16 protein-coding genes, 1 tRNA gene and 1 pseudogene are annotated in these 19,014 nt (G+C 44.8%); 5 read left to right on the top strand and 13 right to left on the bottom strand.

Features of this window, described 5'->3' with window-relative positions:
• Positions 1–53: 53 nt before the first annotated feature.
• The 6 genes and pseudogenes from AXI59_RS17320 to AXI59_RS17345 form a co-directional block, all read right to left on the bottom strand.
• The gene (locus AXI59_RS17320; protein ID WP_061528832.1) at positions 54–1,595 is read right to left on the bottom strand and encodes a glycoside hydrolase family 10-like protein; all 1,542 of its coding nucleotides are present in this window, start codon (positions 1,593–1,595) and stop codon (positions 54–56) included.
• A 120-nt stretch (positions 1,596–1,715) separates the two neighbouring features.
• On the bottom strand, positions 1,716–2,096 hold the full coding sequence (locus AXI59_RS17325) for a DUF1360 domain-containing protein (protein ID WP_061521183.1): 381 nt from the start codon (positions 2,094–2,096) through the stop codon (positions 1,716–1,718).
• A 69-nt stretch (positions 2,097–2,165) separates the two neighbouring features.
• Positions 2,166–3,614: pseudogene (locus AXI59_RS17330) on the bottom strand (thioesterase domain-containing protein); the annotation flags it as partial.
• Positions 3,615–3,778: 164 nt separating this feature from the next.
• On the bottom strand, positions 3,779–5,254 hold the full coding sequence (gene dacB, locus AXI59_RS17335; RefSeq protein WP_061528833.1) for a D-alanyl-D-alanine carboxypeptidase/D-alanyl-D-alanine endopeptidase: 1,476 nt from the start codon (positions 5,252–5,254) through the stop codon (positions 3,779–3,781).
• Between the two features lie 19 nt (positions 5,255–5,273).
• Positions 5,274–6,242 (bottom strand): aldose 1-epimerase, encoded by a 969-nt coding sequence (locus AXI59_RS17340; RefSeq protein ID WP_061528834.1) that lies wholly within the window; start codon positions 6,240–6,242, stop codon positions 5,274–5,276.
• A gap of 113 nt (positions 6,243–6,355) precedes the next feature.
• Positions 6,356–7,741 (bottom strand): MATE family efflux transporter, encoded by a 1,386-nt coding sequence (locus AXI59_RS17345; protein ID WP_061528835.1) that lies wholly within the window; start codon positions 7,739–7,741, stop codon positions 6,356–6,358.
• Positions 7,742–7,971: 230 nt separating this feature from the next.
• Here AXI59_RS17345 and AXI59_RS17350 point away from each other — a divergent pair, with 230 nt between their 5' ends.
• From AXI59_RS17350 to AXI59_RS17355, 3 genes are all read left to right on the top strand, one after another.
• Entirely contained in the window at positions 7,972–8,514 is a 543-nt protein-coding gene (locus AXI59_RS17350) for an IseA DL-endopeptidase inhibitor family protein (RefSeq protein WP_061528836.1), read from the top strand.
• Positions 8,515–8,642: 128 nt separating this feature from the next.
• A complete protein-coding gene (locus AXI59_RS19870) occupies positions 8,643–8,972 on the top strand; it encodes an AraC family transcriptional regulator (protein WP_156476316.1) in 330 nt (109 codons plus the stop codon).
• Complete coding sequence (locus AXI59_RS17355; protein ID WP_061528837.1) at positions 8,890–9,372, top strand: GyrI-like domain-containing protein; 483 nt, start codon at positions 8,890–8,892, stop codon at positions 9,370–9,372. Before AXI59_RS19870 ends, AXI59_RS17355 begins: the two co-directional genes overlap by 83 nt.
• Before the next feature lie 42 nt (positions 9,373–9,414).
• On the opposite strand, the gene AXI59_RS17360 is transcribed toward AXI59_RS17355, so the two are convergent.
• The 3 genes from AXI59_RS17360 to AXI59_RS17370 all read right to left on the bottom strand — a co-directional run bounded on the left by AXI59_RS17360 (position 9,415) and on the right by AXI59_RS17370 (position 10,621).
• Positions 9,415–9,487 (bottom strand) — tRNA-Arg (locus tag AXI59_RS17360).
• A gap of 42 nt (positions 9,488–9,529) precedes the next feature.
• Positions 9,530–10,075: a site-specific integrase gene (locus AXI59_RS17365; protein ID WP_061521137.1), complete on the bottom strand. Its 546-nt coding sequence runs from the start codon at positions 10,073–10,075 to the stop codon at positions 9,530–9,532.
• A 315-nt stretch (positions 10,076–10,390) separates the two neighbouring features.
• Positions 10,391–10,621 carry an excisionase family DNA-binding protein gene (locus tag AXI59_RS17370; RefSeq protein WP_061521136.1) on the bottom strand — a complete coding sequence of 77 codons (231 nt, stop codon included), beginning with the start codon at positions 10,619–10,621 and terminating at the stop codon, positions 10,391–10,393.
• Positions 10,622–10,850: 229 nt separating this feature from the next.
• On the opposite strand from AXI59_RS17370, the gene ggt reads away from it, so the two are divergent.
• Positions 10,851–12,620 (top strand): gamma-glutamyltransferase, encoded by a 1,770-nt coding sequence (gene ggt / locus AXI59_RS17375; RefSeq protein WP_061528838.1) that lies wholly within the window; start codon positions 10,851–10,853, stop codon positions 12,618–12,620.
• Positions 12,621–12,660: 40 nt separating this feature from the next.
• Here ggt and AXI59_RS17380 read toward each other — a convergent pair whose 3' ends face one another.
• From AXI59_RS17380 to AXI59_RS17395, 4 genes are all read right to left on the bottom strand, one after another.
• On the bottom strand, positions 12,661–13,836 hold the full coding sequence (locus AXI59_RS17380) for an MFS transporter (protein WP_061528839.1): 1,176 nt from the start codon (positions 13,834–13,836) through the stop codon (positions 12,661–12,663).
• 134 nt (positions 13,837–13,970) lie between these two features.
• Entirely contained in the window at positions 13,971–14,273 is a 303-nt protein-coding gene (locus AXI59_RS17385; RefSeq protein WP_061521133.1) for an ArsR/SmtB family transcription factor, read from the bottom strand.
• Positions 14,274–14,309: 36 nt separating this feature from the next.
• A complete protein-coding gene (gene thrS / locus AXI59_RS17390; protein WP_061528840.1) occupies positions 14,310–16,238 on the bottom strand; it encodes a threonine--tRNA ligase in 1,929 nt (642 codons plus the stop codon).
• A 736-nt stretch (positions 16,239–16,974) separates the two neighbouring features.
• Positions 16,975–17,853 (bottom strand): LysR family transcriptional regulator, encoded by an 879-nt coding sequence (locus AXI59_RS17395; protein ID WP_061521130.1) that lies wholly within the window; start codon positions 17,851–17,853, stop codon positions 16,975–16,977.
• A 118-nt stretch (positions 17,854–17,971) separates the two neighbouring features.
• On the opposite strand from AXI59_RS17395, the gene AXI59_RS17400 reads away from it, so the two are divergent.
• The gene (locus tag AXI59_RS17400; RefSeq protein ID WP_061528841.1) at positions 17,972–18,952 is read left to right on the top strand and encodes a zinc-binding dehydrogenase; all 981 of its coding nucleotides are present in this window, start codon (positions 17,972–17,974) and stop codon (positions 18,950–18,952) included.
• Positions 18,953–19,014 lie beyond the last annotated feature (62 nt).

A 19,014-nucleotide genomic window follows, 5' to 3' on the forward strand; every position in this document is an offset into this window, starting at 1 on the left:
GGTCTGGTCAAATAAAAAACTGACAGCGCGTGACTGTCAGTTTGAGAAAGGAGCTATTTTACGGATCGTTTGGCCGAGGGCTTGCTTTCATGATGAAGCCTGTCAACGGAGGTCACGATATAGGTGCAGGCGTTCCCTGCCTGTGTGTCAGTATCAGAAAATGTTTGCTTTCGTGAAGCCTTTTTTCTTACCGTCTCCACCAAATAAGGCGGTTTCCCTTTTTCCACACGATAAATGGCGTAATACGCAGTTTTTTTGCCATTTGATTTGGAGTCTTCAATATAGATCGTATGTCCTGAAGCGCTTTTTGACACCCGTTTGATCGCCGGCTGCTTTAAGGCAGAATGACCGAGCCAGGGCATCTCGGGAATTAACGCGGGACGGCTGTAAAAATCGCTGATCAAGCGGCTTTTCACTTCGAGCGGATTGCGGTTCAGATCTTTTAAGCTGAAGTGCATGCTGCCTTTAATCAGTTCAGATTGCCGGTTCAATCGGATTTGTCTTCCGTATTCTTCAGCATCTGACCAGGCTGGATCGGCATTGTTATTGATTTTATAAGTTGCCTGCCCGATATATAAATGTACTTGGCGATTCTTCACTTCCCTGCTCCACCAATCAGCCAGGACGTCGTATGCCGCTGCCTTAAATCCGATGCTCCAGTATATTTGCGGTGTAATGTAGTCGATATACCCCTTTTGAATCCATTCTCTTGTGTCCGCGTATAAGTCATCGTAATTTCGGACACCTGCGGAAGTGTTGGAGCCTGTCGGGTCATCAGCCGCGTTTCTCCATACGCCGAAAGGGCTGATCCCGAATTTGACATATGATTTTTCTTTTTTTATGGTTTGGTTTATTTGCTTGACGAGCCGGTTGACGTTGTCTCTCCGCCAATCATCAATGCTGGAAAAATGAGCTTTTCCGTATTGCTCGTACGCGGCACGATCGGGAAATTCCTGTCCGGCGATCTTATAAGGATAAAAATAATCATCCATGTGAACGGCGTCAATGTCATAACGGCTGACTACTTCTTTGATCCCATCGACTATAAACTGTCTCACTTCGGGAAGTCCCGGATTATAATACAGCTGTTTTCCGTAGGCAGCGACCCAGTCAGGGTGAGCCCGTGCCGGATGATCAGATGAAAGCGCATCCAAATTTGTGTGATTCATTGTGATCCGGTAAGGGTTAAACCAGGCGTGGAATTCCAGATTGCGTTTGTGGGTTTCTTCGACTAAAAAAGCGAGCGGATCATACCCGGGATTTTTCCCTTGTGTTCCTGTCAAGTATTCGGACCAAGGCCCGTAATCTGATGGATAAAATGCGTCGGCGGTGGGCTTAATTTGCACAACGACGGCATTCATCCCCATCGCTTGCACGTCATCAAGCAACTTCAGAAATTCCTTTTTTTGCTCATCTGGGGACAGCCCTTTTTTAGAAGGCCAATCGATATTGGTTACTGAGGCAATCCATACCGCCCTCATTTCCCTGTCTGGCTGAGTTTCGTTTAATGATTTTGCGGATGCTGAAGCGCTGAAGATGCCGGCTGTCAGTAAAACGGTGAAAAACCATATGATGATCGGACGGCAGCCTTTCATTTTTCTCCCCCTCCCTGCTTTACGGTATTCTAAAGCGGGCGGAGCGGTGAATAAGGAGGACTTCTTTGCTCCTCTCGGCCTATAGAAAGAGGAAAAAGTCCTAAAGAAATACAAACTGCTTTAGGACTTTTTATGTTTCATGGCAGCCAACACGTCTATCACTTTCGTTCCGACGCCGACAAACGTTTCGAGAATCGCCTGCGCACCGGCAATTGACAGAATAAAAATTACCGGAACGGCATAGCTTGGCCATACCAGATAGCAGATGCCGATCAATATGGCGCACCAGACGCCGGCACACCAATAGCACTGCAGCATGTAACCGAATGTAGAGGACGGTACGCGTTTTTGTCCGACATGCCCTGCTGTATCCATCGTTTTTTCTTGTTTTGTAAAGGGTTTTCGGATAAATTCTGTAATCTTATCGAACACAATTAAATGGGTCAGCCGGTAGCTCGCAAGGATAATCATCAAATACGTGAGCCAAGATAGGTTAGTCATGATAAGCCTCCAAAAACACTGGATTTTCCCTATCTTGCCCTCTGCCTCAGCGAACCATTCGGACGGATTTTACAGATGGCGCTCTAACCGTTTGCCGCTGTTTGCGGCGATATGCTGTATCACCTCTGCATTTTGCTGGACATAGGCCGCTTCAAACATATCCTTATGAGCGCCTGCCCCTTGATAGTAGGCGTCTGCGATAATGAGGTCACTGACCTCCAGTCCGCGGCTTTCCATCGCTTTTGCAGCCTCAAACGCCGTATTTCCGCCGGCCGAATACCCTAAAAGGATATAAGGGCCTTTTGGCTGGATTTCAATGATTTTATCAATGTATTGCTCCATTCTGCTGTCTTCTTCAATAAAGTTAAAGCCGTACACAGTGGATTGTCCATTTAATGCTGCCGCAAGCTCTTTGAAGAAAATGCCAAAACCTGAGATGGGCGGAAAACAGAAAAGATTCGGTCCCGCCGGCTGATTCAATCTGCTGATATGCTGTTCGGCTGCTGTGCTCAGCTGCCGGGAATACAGCTTTTCCGCTAATTGTTCGATTGTCGGAATTTCGAATAATAATTCGATCGGGACATCCAGCTGCTGGCTGCTCTTCAGCTGGTGGATGACTTGTAATGCTTTTAGCGAGTGGCCGCCAAGCTCGAAGAAGTCATCTTGAATGCCGAGCTCCGCTATACCGAGTACCGGCTTCCAGATCTCAATCAGCTCCCGTTCAACCCAGTTTCGCGGCGGAATGATATTTCTTACAGCTTCTTTCCGTTCAGGCTCAGGGAGAGCGCCGCGGTCGACTTTGCCGTTTGCGGTAAGCGGCATACGGTCAAGCTTTATCCAGTATTGCGGAATCATATAATCCGGAAGCGACCTTGCCAATATTGAACGTATGGTTCTTTCCTCCGTCTGGGCGCCTGTATAATACGCACAAAGGACCGCCTCTTCTCCTTCTGCTGAAATAGCAACCGCCGCTTCTTGAATCCCTTCAATCCCGTTCAGCCGCGCTTCGATTTCTGCCGGTTCAATTCGTTTGCCGCGAATCTTGAATTGACGGTCAAGCCGGCCGATATAGTCTATATTTCCATCAGGAAGACAGCGTGCCAGATCGCCGGTTTTGTACATTTTTTCTTCCGGATAAAAGGGATGCTCCACAAATACTTCGTTTGTTAATTCAGGCCTGTGTAAATAGCCTTTTGCACCCCCGTCACCGCCGACACAAAGCTCGCCGGGAACGCCGATCGGCGCAAGCCGTCCGTTCTTGTCAATGATAAAGGCGGTCGAATTACTAATCGGTTTGCCGATCGGGATCGGCTGTGAGAAATCCTGTTTGATTTCAAAAAAGGTTGAAAACGTCGTATTTTCCGTCGGCCCGTATATGTTATAAAGGCTGAGATTCGGGCATCGCTGTCTGACCGTATTCATGAGTGCGGGTGATAGAGCCTCTCCGCCGACATATAAGGTGTGCAAACCGGAAAACATGTCCGGCTCTGCTTGAGCGAAAAGTGTGAAAGAGTAAGTGTGTTTCTGGAAGCAGCTGTGCTTTGTCTTTGATGTGAGGCTTGTTCCGCCAGTGAAAAATGTTCCGGAACTGATTCATGATAGCGGGATAATAATTCGGATACTCCGCCCCGAAATATAAAAAAAGCCGCATCCTTTAGGGATCGGCCATTTTCACTTTCATCTTATTGATTCGCCAATAAAACGGCTATTTTATCTTCAATGTCTTTCCCATCATCTTCATCAAGCAGTCCGTTTTGAAGAACGGAAAAAATCAACATGTCTCCGGATTTTGTTTCTGCATAGCCTGCAATTGAACTGACACTCGTTAATGAACCGGTTTTCGCTTTAATTTTTCCTTCCGCCGGGGTATCTTTCAGCCGATTCCGCAGTGTGCCCCCCGTCATTCTGTCGCTTGATCCCGCCACAGGCAGCGAGTGAAGCAAAGCCGGGAACCATTTCTCTTTTTGAACCGCATATAAAAGCGCCCCGATTTGGTCCGCGGATACGCCGTCTATGTGGGATACGCCAGATCCGTCTCTCGCGATCAGCTCGTCTGGATTCAGTCCGAAAGCTGAAAGCTGGGAGGTCATAACCTCCAATCCTTTTTCCCAGCTGCCTTCCCCTTTTTTGACTTTCCCCATTTCCTTGATAAGGATTTCGGCGTGTCCGTTGTTGCTCAGTTTCATAAATGGAATCAGCAGTTTTGAAAGAGGCACGGATTTTCGGGATGTTATCAGATCTGTATGATGCGGCATTTTTCCGGATTTGACTTTTCCCTTTACGGTAATGCCTTGTTTTTTAAGTGCTTGTTTCCATAAATCTAAAGCATAGTTGGTCGGTCCCCACACAGCGGCCCATTCTTTTGTTTTTCCTGCGCCGGCCGGTATGGTTCCCTTTATGGTGATCAAATTGCCGCCGTGCTCACGCTCAATCGTCAAGTCTTTTTTCTCGCCGGCTGCAACGGTTTTTACTTCATTCTTAACATGCACGACACTCGTTTTTGGTGAAATCGTAACGCTTGCCTTTTTGCCGGGCTGTTCAGCCGGGCTGATTTCCGCAATAACGGTTCCGGCATCATAGTCCTCATTAGGGGAAGCGGTAAGGGCGGATACTTGTGCGCCATAATATTGACCTTCATCGCTCCATGGCAGGTCAGCGGAATACCGGATATGGTCATACCATGTGTCATCACCTACTACATCCCCTTTGATGACGTTTATTCCCGCTTTTTTTACCTGCTCTGCCATTTTGTCAAAATCAGATGTCAAAAGGGTCGGATCACCTTTTCCCGCAAGATAAAGATTTCCGTGTAATTGTTTTCCTTTGACTGCGCCGTCTGTCCGCACTTCTGTTTTAAATGTGTAGTCTTCACCGAGTACAGAAAGCGCCGCCGAAGCCGTCAGGAGCTTCATCAGGGACGCAGGTCTCAGCCGCACATCTTCCTGATGGCCGAACAGAACTTCCCCGGTTTTGGCAGAACGAATGCTGACTCCCGCTATGGCGCCTTTTAAGGCGGGTTCTTCCTCGAGAATTTTTGTAAGCTGCTCTGTTAAAGCGCCTTTTTTTTCAACCGCTTTGGCAGAATCATCAATATAAGGAACCGCGGCAATGACAAAAAGCAGCATCACGGCGGCCCAGCGTTTCACATGTTTTTTCACTTTCCATCCCGCCTCTCCCCTATTTTCCCTTGCGCTGAATAATGATATCACATGACGCCGATGCTTCCCCGCCAGGTTCCAGAATCTGCAGTCCGGTAAGCGATGACGGCAGATTAAGATTGAACGCATCTGTGACGGATGTATAAGGCTCAAGGCTCACAAATCCCTGCTTCCCGTCACCGTTGTAGACAACCCAATGTTTGAAAGCCCGGTCAGCCCGATACGTAACGGTTAATTGCTCACTCGGATGAAATATGACCGCCTCGTTTTTTTCGCCGTTTCGCCCAGAAGAAAGGAAAACATCATCAAACTGCTTGTTTTTTAAAGACATGCCTTCCTGAAACGCTTCTTTATCCGGCACATCCAACAAACTGCCCGTCGGCACGAAACGATCATTTAATTCCCACTTTCGGTCCGCCGTCAAAAAAAGCCGGGAGCTGTCTTCATGAAAGATAAAGGAGGTGTGATAGCCGAGTCCCCATGGGAGGGCTTCCGTTCCTTTATTGATAATCAGCGCCCGCTGAGAAAATACATTGTCTTTCAGTGTATACGACATTCGGACAATCACGTCATGCGGGAATTGCTCATACACATGGGGTATCTTTGAAAGATCGATTTCTGTTTCGGCCAGCAGATGGCCATCCTCTTCTTTCATCGTGACAACCTTCCAGTGCGCACTGTAAAGAAAACCGTGAATATGATTATGTTTATCCTTTTCGTTTATATCAAAATGATACGTGCGGCCGTGAAAATGAAATGTCCCATCCGTAATCCGGTTCGGCGGAAATAAAACAGGAATTCCGAAAAGCATCGGTGTATCGTGAAATTGCTCCGGCGTCTTCGGTTCTCTGAGAAGACGCATACCGGTTTTTTTATCCTGAAGAGAAATAACATTTGAGCCCCATTCCGGCACAATGATAAATTCAGCCTGATCATTGCCGGCTTTGATTGCGGGGACTCCTAAATAGGTCGTATGTTCAATCGTCATAAGCCACCTGCCCTTTCTTTGTTTTATAGCATGTATAGGAATTCCATTTTATAAACTCATTTTCCTTCTGCAAAAAACATCGCCTGCATGAACAGAGCGATGTATTGTAAAGCTTATTGAATCAGCCGGGTAATCTGTTTTTTCTTCCATACGAATCGGTAATAGCTGTATTGCAGCAGAAGGCTGATGACAAAGGCGGCCGGATAACCGACCCAAATGCCGAGAATGCCGAGATTCGTATAATGAGAAAGAATGAAGGCGACAGGCACTTCAACACCCCAAATTGTAAAAATACTGATGATTGTCGGCCATAATACGGTGCCGCTCGCCCGCATTGTCGCAGAGACGATCTGAGCATGGCCGAAAATCAAATAGCTCCATAATGTAATCATAATGAGGCTGTGGGCGATGTGCAGCGTATCTTGATCCGTTAAAAACAAAGCCAATATCTGCCGGGAAAAGGCATAAATCAAAATAATCAGCACGCCCCCGATCAGATAATTCAGACCGATGCCGACTTTGATCACTTGTTTCAAACGGCCGAATTGATTGGCCCCTATAGATTGGGCGGCAAAAATCGAAACGGCGATTCCGAGGCTGACGGCAGGCATCTGCACATAACTCGCGACTTGATTGACGACACCGTAAGCAGCCGTTGCGTTTGATCCGTAATGATTAACAAAGGAAATGACGGCTATTTCAGAAAGCGATACGAGAATCATGTTGATGCTTGACGGAATGCCGAGCCTAAGCAGCAGCGCAAGCAGCTTTCTATCCATTTTCAGGCTGCGGAGCGCTTCCCGGTCAAATGCGAGCGGGTGTTTCGTTTTCCGTAAATACACCATGAGGACGATAAATGTGATAATCGTTGAAATAACGGTTGCATACGCCGAGCCGTAAATGCCGAATTTCGGAAGCCCGAAAAGCCCGAGAATCAACAGCGGCAAAAGCCCGATGTTAATCACTGTACTTACTATTAATGTGTAAAACGGCGTCTTTGAATCTCCCGTTCCCCGTAAAAATGTCGTATAAGCAAAATATAAAAACATCAGCGGCATTGCGCAGAACAATATGCGTGCATATCGGACACTGACATCTATCACGTTTTCCGGCGTTCCCATCAGCCGCAAAATATCAAGCGTAAAAACACTTCCAATGACGGCCAGAACGACACCGAGCAAAAAGGTAAATGTCAGCGTTGTGCCGACAATGGCTTTCAGTCTTTCTTCGTTTCGCGCGCCGAAAGCCTGCCCGATCAGAATAGAGCTTCCTGAACCGATACCGATCGTAAACGAAATCAGCAGGAAAAACAGCGGAAAAAATGACGAAACTGCGGCGAGCGCATCGACGCCGAGCCACCTGCCCACAAATACCATTCCGACCAATTGGCCCACAGATTGCAATACATTGCTTAACAGCAGCGGCACTAGAAACAGTGACATCGACCGCCATACAGACTGGCTGTCGATGCCCTGCTCCCGATTATCTTGTACTTCCATATGTAAGGACTCCTTTTTTTGTTTTCTTTCATTTTATTATTCAGCATACAGCTTGTAAAAACCTTTTGTTCACACGAAACTCTCTATCTTTTATTTTCGCCGTTAATGGAAATTCATCATAAAAATAAAAAGTGCGGAAAATATTTCTGAAAAGGTATTGTAATCTTACCGTAATTATTGTAACATTTGTAACATAAGAGAAAGAGATTGATTGAAGGAGAGAAAAAATCATGAAAAAACTGCTATTATTTTTAACGACGATTACATTGATCCTGTCATTAGGCACAGTGGCAACGGCAAAAAATACATCTAATGACCTTACACAAAAGCAAGCACTGCAATTGGCCTTATCAGCTAGAGAACATTTCTGGAACACAATGAGCGGCGGCACTTACAAATCAAATACAAACTGCACATCTGAGCCTTTCGAATATCAAAACCTGCAATATGTATTTATGTGCAAGGAGCTCGGCACAAAAACAAAAGCTGTGAAATATTTGACACCTGTTTTTACAAAGCAAGCCATTGACAAAGGCTTTAAAAATTATCACTTCGCCGTGAAAGACGGCAAATTGGCTGTTCCGGTCGGCGACGGAGACAATCTTCTCAATTGGAAAAAAGCAAAAATGACCCTCCTTTCTAATAAAGGAAGCGCAAAAACATACCGATTCACAGTACCGACTCTTGACGGTTCTCCGTCAGCGAAACGTGATGTCACATTCGTAAAAGAAAACAATGTCTGGAAAGTAAATCAATTTGATGCTGTTATATAAGAAAGAGTCCGCTTTTAGCGGGCTTTTTTGCTATGACAAGGTTACAATCCTGTCTCAGGCGGGCACGAAATGACCGGAATGTAAATCCCGGCACTGTTAACATGACAGACAGAAAGGAGACGCGCCTTATGCTGGAGCTGCTATGTAAAAGCCTTGATTATATCGAAGCGAACCTTGATCAAGACATGACGATTGAAGACATCGCGCAATCCGCGCATTCTTCCAAATTTCATTACCAGCGATTATTTCTTATGCTGACGGGATCGACAGTCTCTGAATATATCAGAAAACGGAAATTGACAGTCGCCGCGCAGGAATTAGCCGTTCATCAAACAAAGGTGATCGACACCGCTTCAAGTGACGGGAGCAGAAGAAATGAACTACACAATGAAAGAAAAAGAAGCTTTCGAAGTCGTCGGCAAACCGCTTCATGTGTCTGTGGTCAATTCAGTAAATAAAAGAAGAATTCCGGAGTTTTGGGAAGAGCTGAATACAAATGGTTTTACGGACCGTCTTGCAGCGGCAGCTGACTCCTCTTCCCTTCTCGGTATTTGTACCGATTATGACGGAGATCTCCAAGAGTTTACGTATCTTATCGCCGCAGAAAAACATGGCGGACCGATTCCGGAAGGCTGCTGTGTGAAAACAATCCGGCGGGCGACATGGGCAGTTTTTGAAGCCATCGGGCCTGTTCCGGGCGCCGTGCAAAACACGTGGGAAAGGATTTTCTCAGAATGGTTTCCTTCTACCGGTTATGAACATGCCGGAGGCCCTGAAATTGAGGTATATGATGCAGCTGCTGACATTACTGATGAAAAGCACAGAACTGAAATTTGGATTCCGGTTAAGAAAAAGTAATCAAAAAAGACAATGGCCAGCAGTAAGCCATTGTCTTTTTTACGCTCTAGGAGAGATTCGAACTCCCGACCTGCAGTTTAGGAAACTGCTGCACTATCCGCTGTGCTACTAGAGCTTACTTCCATAATAGTACCGCTGATGCTCATTTTTTTCAAGCCTACAGTCCTCCGAATACTTTATACGCGGCTCTTGTCGTATCTTCATCAATGCCGATATAGCGCATTGTAATCGAAGGAGAAGAATGATTTAAAATCCGCTGAAGCTCGGCGATATCCTTCGTCCGCTGATAAAAATGGTAGCCGAACGTTTTTCTCAGCGTATGCGTGCCGATCTCCTCCAGTCCGCAGGCAGCTGCCGCCTCCTTTAAAATTCTGTACGCCTGAATGCGGGAAATGGGCTTATTTGTCCGTTTGGATTTAAATAAATAGTCATTCTCCTTCATATCTTTTGTATAGGCGTAAATGTCAGCTTTCAGTGATTCTAATATTAAAATTTTTCGTTTCTTTCTTGTTTTGCTTTCGGTTGCCCAAACATGATCTTTGTTCCTGACATCTTTCACCCGAAGCGGCAAAATATCAGAAATGCGCAGAGCGCTGTTCATGCCGAAAATAAATAAAAAATAATCCCTCTCGCTTTTGTTCATTAAATAACGTTTGACTTCCTGAATTTTCTCCAAGCTCCGGATCGGCTGTACGATATGCATCTGAAAACTCCTTAAAAATGGTAAAGTAACATATTGAGTCTTATGTTACTATTATAGTCGAAACCTGTTGAATGATAAAGGATAAAGCCCCTTATGTAACATAATATACATAGTGTTACATAAAGGGACAAAGAGTCTTATTTTTATTGCAACTCTCCATAAAGCCATTTAAACCCTCTTCATGGGTTTTTAATGATTCAGATACCCATGGTATTAAAAAAGAAAAACAACACCTTTAAAACAAAATCTGAGCACCCGTTTTTTTAACGAACAGCTGAAAAAATACAAAAAAAAGACACAATATGTAATTGTGTCCTAATCCTCGTCTTTTACATCAACATCCTCAGGAATCGGTTCATTTAAAATCTCTTGAATCATTTCCTTATATTTTTCCAGCTGCTCAAGGTGTGTGTGAAATTGTTCCTTGTTAATTAAATACTGATGTCCGTCATGGACGGCCCTTATTTTATTCTTCAGAACCAAGTTTTGTACATATTCTTCAGGAAGGCTGGTAAACTCCGCTGTTTCCTTGATCGTTAAATACATGGCTCACATCCCTTTCATTCATCATGCTTTTTATTGTAGCTTATTTTTCACAAATATGCTTGTATCGCATCCTCTTTTAAAGCAGTTTCCCCTTAAGCCTATTTCCGTTTGATTATATTCACACAGAAAGCAAATCTTTTTATATCCCTGACTATTCCCTTTGTCACTTGTGAAAACAGCACATTTTTCTTATTCTATAATTGTAAGAGGAAAATAAAGGAGGCAGACTATGAAAAAAGTGAAAAATCTCTGTTTTATCGTTCTGCTTAGTGCTTTGCTGACGGCCGGAAGCATCCCTTATCATGCTCAGGCTAAAAAACACTCATTTTCCTACGATGACTACAAACAGGTGGATGTCGGCAAGGACGGCATGGTAGCCACCGCCCATCCGCTCGCTTCAGAAATTGGAGCCGACGTGCTGAAAAAAGGCGGCAATGCAGTTGACGCCGCAGTCGCAATTCAATTTGCATTAAACGTGACTGAACCTATGATGTCAGGTATCGGCGGAGGCGGATTTATGATGGTTTATGACGCCAAAACAAAAGATACCACCATTATTGACAGCCGGGAACGGGCACCGGCAGGCGCAACTCCAGATATGTTTCTGGATGAGAACGGAAAAGCCATTCCTTTCTCCGAACGGGTTACAAAAGGCACCGCTGTCGGTGTTCCTGGAACATTAAAAGGCCTTGAAAAAGCGCTCGACAAATGGGGCACACGCTCCATGAAACAGCTCATCACTCCTTCCATTAAACTTGCCTCAAAAGGCTTTCCGATTGATTCGGTTTTAGCTGATGCCATCTCAGATTATCAAGACAAATTATCACACACTGCCGCCAAAGATGTCTTTCTTCCGAACGGAGAACCTCTGAAAGAAGGAGACAAACTCGTCCAAAAAGACTTAGCAAAAACGTTCACAGCCATAAAATACAAAGGCACTAAATCCTTCTATGACGGCGCGTTCACCAAAAAGCTTGCTGATACTGTACAGGAATTCGGCGGTTCGATGACGGAAAAAGATATTAAAAATTTCAATGTTACGATTGACAAACCGATTTGGGGAGATTACCAGGGTTATCATATTGCCACTACGCCCCCTCCAAGTTCCGGCGGTGTTTTCCTTTTACAAATGCTGAATATCTTGGATGATTTTAAGCTTTCTCAATATGATATCCGTTCATGGCAAAAATATCACCTTCTTGCAGAAACAATGCATTTGGCTTATGCTGACCGCGCTGCATACGCAGGTGATCCCGAATTTGTCAACGTTCCTCTGAAAGGGCTGCTTAATTCCGACTATATCAATGCCCGGAGGCAGCTGATAGACATCAATAAAGTAAACAAAAAACCGAAAGCCGGTGATCCTTGGGCCTATCAAGAAGGCTCTGCAAACTATAAGATAGTTGAGCAGCCGACCGACAAGCAAGAAGGCCAAACGACTCACTTCACAGTTGCGGACCGCTTTGGGAATGTAGTATCCTACACGACGACGATTGAGCAGTTGTTCGGCTCCGGTATTATGGTTCCCGGTTATGGCGTCGTCCTGAATAACGAATTAACGGATTTTGACGCGGTTCCAGGCGGAGCAAATGAAGTTCAGCCAAATAAACGGCCGCTGAGCAGCATGGATCCATCCATTTTATTTAAGGGTGACAAACCTGTATTAACCGTCGGTTCCCCTGGCGGAGCGACAATTATTTCTTCGGTCCTGCAAACGATCCTGAATAAAGTCGAGTACGGTATGGACCTGAAAGCAGCTGTCGAGGAGCCGAGAATTTACACAAACAGTATGACATCCTATCGGTATGAAGACGGAGTGCCGCAAGATGTCCTTACCAAGTTAAACGGAATGGGACATAAATTCGGCGCCAGCCCGGTTGATATCGGCAATGTGCAAAGTATACTAATCGACCGTGAAAACGGCACGTTCACGGGAGTTGCCGATTCAAGCCGAAACGGAGCCGCCATCGGCGTTAATTTAAAGAAATGCAATAAATAAGAAAAAGCCTAATTTCTCGAAAAGAGAAATTAGGCTTCTTCTATTCTGCACTGATTTCTGAACAATGCTTTTTAATCCGTAAGGGAGAAAGCGAGAGCACGGCACACATCGCAATCATCATCCCGCCTGCTCCAATCCAAGTAACCGAAGCAAGAGAAAGCTGAGTAACAGCAATGCCGCCGATCCCGGCGCCTGCGGCCATAGCCAATTGCATCATAGACTGGTTGAGGCCGAGTAAGACACCTGAGGATTCAGGCTCCATGGTTGCTAAATGATATTGCTGAGCGGGGCCTGATGACCAGGCGGCAAACGACCATAACGTAAGCACTGCCGCTACGCCGGCAACAGAATGTGTGACAAGTGACAATAAGATCAGCATCAGGGTATGGAGCGCCATCCCGCCGGTTAAAGTTACCCGTGCGCCCCACCTGTCAGCGCTGAAACCGCCTAATTTAGAACCGACAAGACTTGCAACTCCGAATATGAACAGCAGCGTACTGAGCATCCGGCTGCTTATATGGGACACGTTCAGCAAATACGGTGATAGATACGTGTACGCAACAGAATATCCCCCTAACCAAAAGAACGTAATAGCCAAGCCGACCGCTACCTTACGTTTCTTTAAAAGAGAAAATTGCTGAACGAGCGGTACCGGTTTATCTCCCTTTGTCTGCGGTAATGTGAAAAATAGAATGATGATGGCAATGATCCCCAAGGCGGCGATTCCTCCAAAAACAGATCTCCACCCAAAAGCTTCCGACACGACTCTGCCGATGGGCACGCCGATAATAAGTGCTGCCGTAAACCCCATGATGACCGTGGCAAGGGAACTTGCCTGTTTTCCGGGAGGAGCAATTTTTGCAGCGATATTGAGTGCGGTTACCACAACCATTCCCGCACCAATTGCCATGATAACCCGAGCCGCCACAAACAGTCCGTATCCCGGAAGGATAAAGGAACACAGATTACCGAAAATAAACACCCCGAGGGCGTACATGATAAGTTTTTTTCTGTCCAGTCTTGCAGTAAGAGCCATTATGACAGGCGTTCCGATCGCATAAACAAACGAGAAAATCGTAATGAGCTGCCCCGCCGCTGCCAGCGTGATGCCCAATGAATCAGCAATACGGTCGAGCACGCCGGATATGACGTATTCTGATGTTCCGACTAAAAAACTGATAATGGCCAAAATATAAACCTTCCATGTGTTTTTCATCTTACACACTCCTTAGATGTGATTTATATAAAGATATATTGGGATATATCGATATAAAAATTAGAAAGAAACAATTCGCAATATGTCGATATGTAGACTGAAAAAGAAACTGAACCCTTCTTAAGGATTCAGCCTTACATCTCGTGCTGAAAAAAATCGGCAATCGCCTTGATGGCTTCTTCATCTCTTTTATAATATGTGTACTTGCCGATACGTTTTGTCTGAATGAGGCCTGCCCGCTGAAGGATGGAAAGATATTGAGACGCCGTCGACTGCGTCATCTGCAGCTTATCGGTAATCTGACTGACACATACGCCGATATCATTCATATCGATTCCTTCATGAGGGGCAAAATGACGGTCCGGTTCTTTCAGCCATTGTAAAATTTGTAAGCGCGACTCATTGGACAATGCTTTAAAAATATCTATCGGTTTCATACGCTCATTATATCGTGAATTTACGATATGTCAATGTTATTTTTCCTGAAGCAGTGTTTTTCGATCAGTCTCATCCTTGATTTGTGAAATGAAATCTGCCAGCTTCACTTCAAATGACGATTCTTTTCCGTATTGTCTTACATGGACAGATTGATGGCCGCGCTCCCGATCCCCTACAACTGCAAGATACGGAATCTTCTTCATTTGTGCCTCTCTGATCTTATAGCCGAGTTTTTCATCGCGCACATCCAGCTCCGCCCGGATATTCCTTTTCTTTAAATGCAGCTGCACCTCTTCTGCATACTCTTGATGGACAGCGTGTGAGACAGGAATGATTTTCACTTGAACCGGCGCCAGCCATAACGGAAACGCACCTCCGAAATGTTCAATGATAATGCCGAGAAATCTGTCAAGAGAACCGAATACGGCGCGGTGAATCACGACAGGCCGTACTTTTTGGTTTTCTTCATCGATATATGTTAAATCAAATTTTTCCGGCATTTGAAAATCCAGCTGCACGGTTGCGCACTGATGGCTTCGATTCAGGGCATCTTTTATGTGAATGTCGATTTTCGGACCATAAAACGCTCCATCTCCCTGATTCACATGATAATCGTAACCTAGTTTTTTTAAGACATTTTCTAATGCGCCTTCAGCCTGATCCCATAGCTCTTCACTTCCCATATGGTGATCAGGTCTTGTTGACAGCTCGACATCATAGGAAAAATCAAACGTACTGTAGACTTCATCTATTATCTGCAGCGCTGATGCTATTTCTGCCTCAATTTGATTCGGCGTTACAAAAATGTGCGCGTCATCCTGGCAAAAAGATCTTACACGCAGCAAACCGTTCAGCGCTCCGCTGAATTCATGGCGATGCACCTGTCCGAACTCCGCTATCCGAATCGGAAGATCGCGATAGGAACGAAGCTTATCTTTAAACATCAGCATATGGCCGGGGCAGTTCATCGGTTTTAACGCAAAGCGCTGATGGTCGACATCAGAAAAATACATATTTTCCTTATAATGATCCCAATGACCCGATCGTTCCCAAAGCCGCTGATTCATCATCATAGGTGTCCGCACTTCCTGATAATGATAGGAGTCCTGTAAATTCCGCAAAAACGATTCAAGCGTATTCCGGATAAACTGCCCGTTTGGCAAATAAAAAGGCATGCCGGGCGCTTCTTCTGAAAACATAAAAAGGTCTAATTCCGCTCCCAATTTTCGATGATTTCTCTTTTCTGCCTCCTTTATGAGCTGAAAATGCTGTTTCAGTTCTTTTTTTGACGCAAATGCCGTTCCGTAGATGCGCTGCAGCACTTTACGATTGCTGTCGCCGCGCCAATAAGCGCCTGACACATGCGTAAGAGAAAAAGCTTTAATGAAACCGGCAGAGGGCAAGTGCGGACCGCGGCATAGATCGGTAAATTCGCCCTGACGGTAAATACTCACTGTCTCTTCATGCGGAATTTCTTCTAAAAGCTCAAGCTTAAGCGGATCATGAGCAAACATTTCTTTTGCTTTTTCCCGGGAGATTTCTTCACGGATCATGTCCGGCTGTTCTGAAATAATACGGTTCATCTCTTTCTCAATTGCCGCCAAGTCTTGCTCAGTTACGGTATCTTTCATATTGAAATCATAATAAAACCCATTGTCGATAACAGGGCCGATCCCTAAATGGACATCTTTATACAGCCGTTTTACGGCTTGCGCTAATACATGGGCGGCTGTATGTCTCATGACCTCCAGACCTGCTTCTGATTGTAAGCTGCACAGCTCAATCGCTGCGTCCTCACAAATACTCCGCTTAAGGTCATACAGTAATCCGTTTACCTTGCCTATTGCTGAAGTCTTTTTTACACTCAGGCTGATTGATTGCGCAATCTCCTCTAACGTTACGCCTTTAGGATACTCTTTTTGATTTCCGTCCGGAAATGTGATAACAATGTATTCCTGGTTCACGGTTCGACTCTCCTTTATTTATAATAAATAAAAAAACACACCCATCCCTAAAGAAGGGACGAGTGTGTGTCAGACCCGCGGTTCCACCCAAATTCCCGCCACACTGAAGTGACGGCTCATTTTTGCCGTAACGTGGCTGTACGGTATCGGCTACTGTCAGTTCACCAACACAGCTCAATAGGCGGTAAGTCAGTCTTCGTGCCGGGAAGGTCTCAGCCGTGCCCCCCCTCTCTGATGCCGGTTAGAATGACTCATGTCCTTATCATCGCAATTTTACATTTTATTTTCCCATTAAAAAGCATTTTCATTTGAAATCTTTATCTTATTATACATAATTATCCTTGAAAAGAAAGACTTCTCAAAAAAATACATCGGAATTTTCACCGACTCAAAACTACCTTTTAATACTGCACGACTTTTGAGGAATCTTATAAACTATTTAACTTTCTCTAAAGGAAAGATTTCTCGAAAAATATGAACTTAAAATCGCGTACCATAATTTGTAAAATAGGTTATAATGAACATGTTTGAAAATATTAGGGGGTGCTTAGGAAGTGAAAAAATATTAAAAAGTGTAACGTAACTACACAAATGAATATCAAAGCTACAATTTACAAAACTTCAATTTTTATCCTAATGGTTATAACTGTAATAACACAACAGAATCGATTCAGACAGGTAATTTATAACCAAGCCGCCTCATTATTTGAAACTGCGGGCATAGGCAGCTTTATATCTATTCCCGCATCTTTTCAAAAACACTTATTCCCTCCAATTCGACCCGCATTTTTTCAAATGCCGCTGTCAGAAATAAATCACGCCTGTATATAAACGATATATTCATATTTCGAAAGCCTGAAGGCAGCTCATGGAGATAAATGTTCTCTCTGTTTTTAAAATAACGGCATGCTGATGCAGGTAAAAAAGAAACGCCCATCCCTGCTGCCACAGCTCCTATAATGGCTTCTAACGTTCCGAATTCTATGATTTTATCAGTAGTAATTCCCTCTTCTTCAAGAAAGCTTTTTATTTTTTGGCGGTGTGAACAGCCTGCGGCCAAAAACAGAATCGGCTTCTGCAGCTTGTTCTGCAAAGCGCTTTCCCGTTCATTTGAGACCAAAACCAATTCCTCTTGAAAAACAGCGATTTGCTTAAGATCTTCATGAACAACCGGCCCATATACAAAAGCGCCGTCTAATTCATAGTGCAGAACGTTTTGCACCAAGGTGTGCGTATCACCTGTAGACAATGAAAGATTTACTTCCGGATAGCGCTCATAATAGGCTGCGAAAAACTTAGGGAGATGAACGGCTGCTGCCGTTTCAAGCGAACCGACCCGGAGCGGCCCCTTCGGAAGATCGGTTAACTGTGCAGATGTTTGTGCTTGGTGAAGCAACTGAAGTATCCGGTCTGCGTCTTTTAATAAACTTTCACCTGCGGCTGTAAGCTTTATTCCCCTGTTCGTCCTGTAAAAAAGCTGCGTGTTTAATTGCCGTTCCAGCTGCTGAATACGATTTGTTACATTTGTTTGAACATAGTGCAGGCTTTTCGCCGCTTTAGAAATGCTTCCTTCTCTAGCGACAGCCTGAAACACCTTTAAGTCTCCGCTTTCCATATAAGGGCACCTTCTTGCTATGATTTTTATTGATAACCAGCCATCAATATTAGATATTTCACTTAAATTGAAACAGCCTGTACAATTTTTCTCATCAATAATAAAGGAGAAAAGAATAATGAATGCCCTTATCATACACGAAAATGGATTTGATTTCAGACAGGTGCCTGACAGACAGCCCGGGCACGGAGAAGTAAAAGTGAAACTGAAAACAGCTGGATTAAATCACCGCGATTTGTTTTTACTGAAACAACATAAAAAAGGGGATCCTGAATTTATTCTCGGTTCAGACGGAGCGGGAATCATTACAGAAACAGGTGAAGGCGTTCCTTCATATCTGCTTCATAAAGAGGTCATCATAAATCCTGTGCTGAATTGGAAAACGATTCATGATGTACCGCAAGTTCCCGCCATTTTAGGAGGTCCTGCAGATGGAACTTTTTCTCCGTATGTGATCATTCCGGCGGAAAATACCGTCCAAAAGCCCGCCCGCCTTTCCTGGGAAGAAGCCGGCGTGCTGCCGTTATCAGCATTAACCGCTTATCGCGCGTTATTTACAAAGGGGCAGCTAAAAAAAGGGGAACACCTTCTTCTCCCCGGTATCGGAAGCGGTGTCGCAACGTACGCCTTGTTAATGGCAAAAGCGATCGGAGCGGCTGTCAGCGTCACATCCCGCAGTGAACAGAAAAAGCAATCCGCTCTGGCTTATGGAGCGGATTGCGCAATAGACAGTTATGGAGATTGGACAGGAGCGCTGAAAGGCAAAAAAGCTGATATCATTCTTGACAGTGTAGGCCCCGCCTTGTTTCAAAGTTATTTCGATGTCATAAAGCCGAATGGGCGAATTGTAACCTTCGGTGCCAGCTCAGGCGATCATATTGACTTTCCGGTCCGTTCATTGTTCTTCCCGCAAATCAACATCCTCGGCACGTCGATGGGGAGCAGTGAGGAGTTTGCGGAAATGATTGAATTTATAGAGCTTCATAAAATTCATCCCGTTATTGATCATATGTATCCTCTCGGGCAAGCTGCTGAAGCATTTTCCAAGATGAAGCAGGGACAGCAATTCGGAAACCTCGGATTTATCTTTGATGAATAGAATGAAGAGGAGTTTGACATCTTCCATTTACACTTTAAACCTTACATGACCAATAAGTGAGA

Source organism: Bacillus nakamurai, assembly GCF_001584325.1.
Lineage (GTDB): Bacteria > Bacillota > Bacilli > Bacillales > Bacillaceae > Bacillus > Bacillus nakamurai.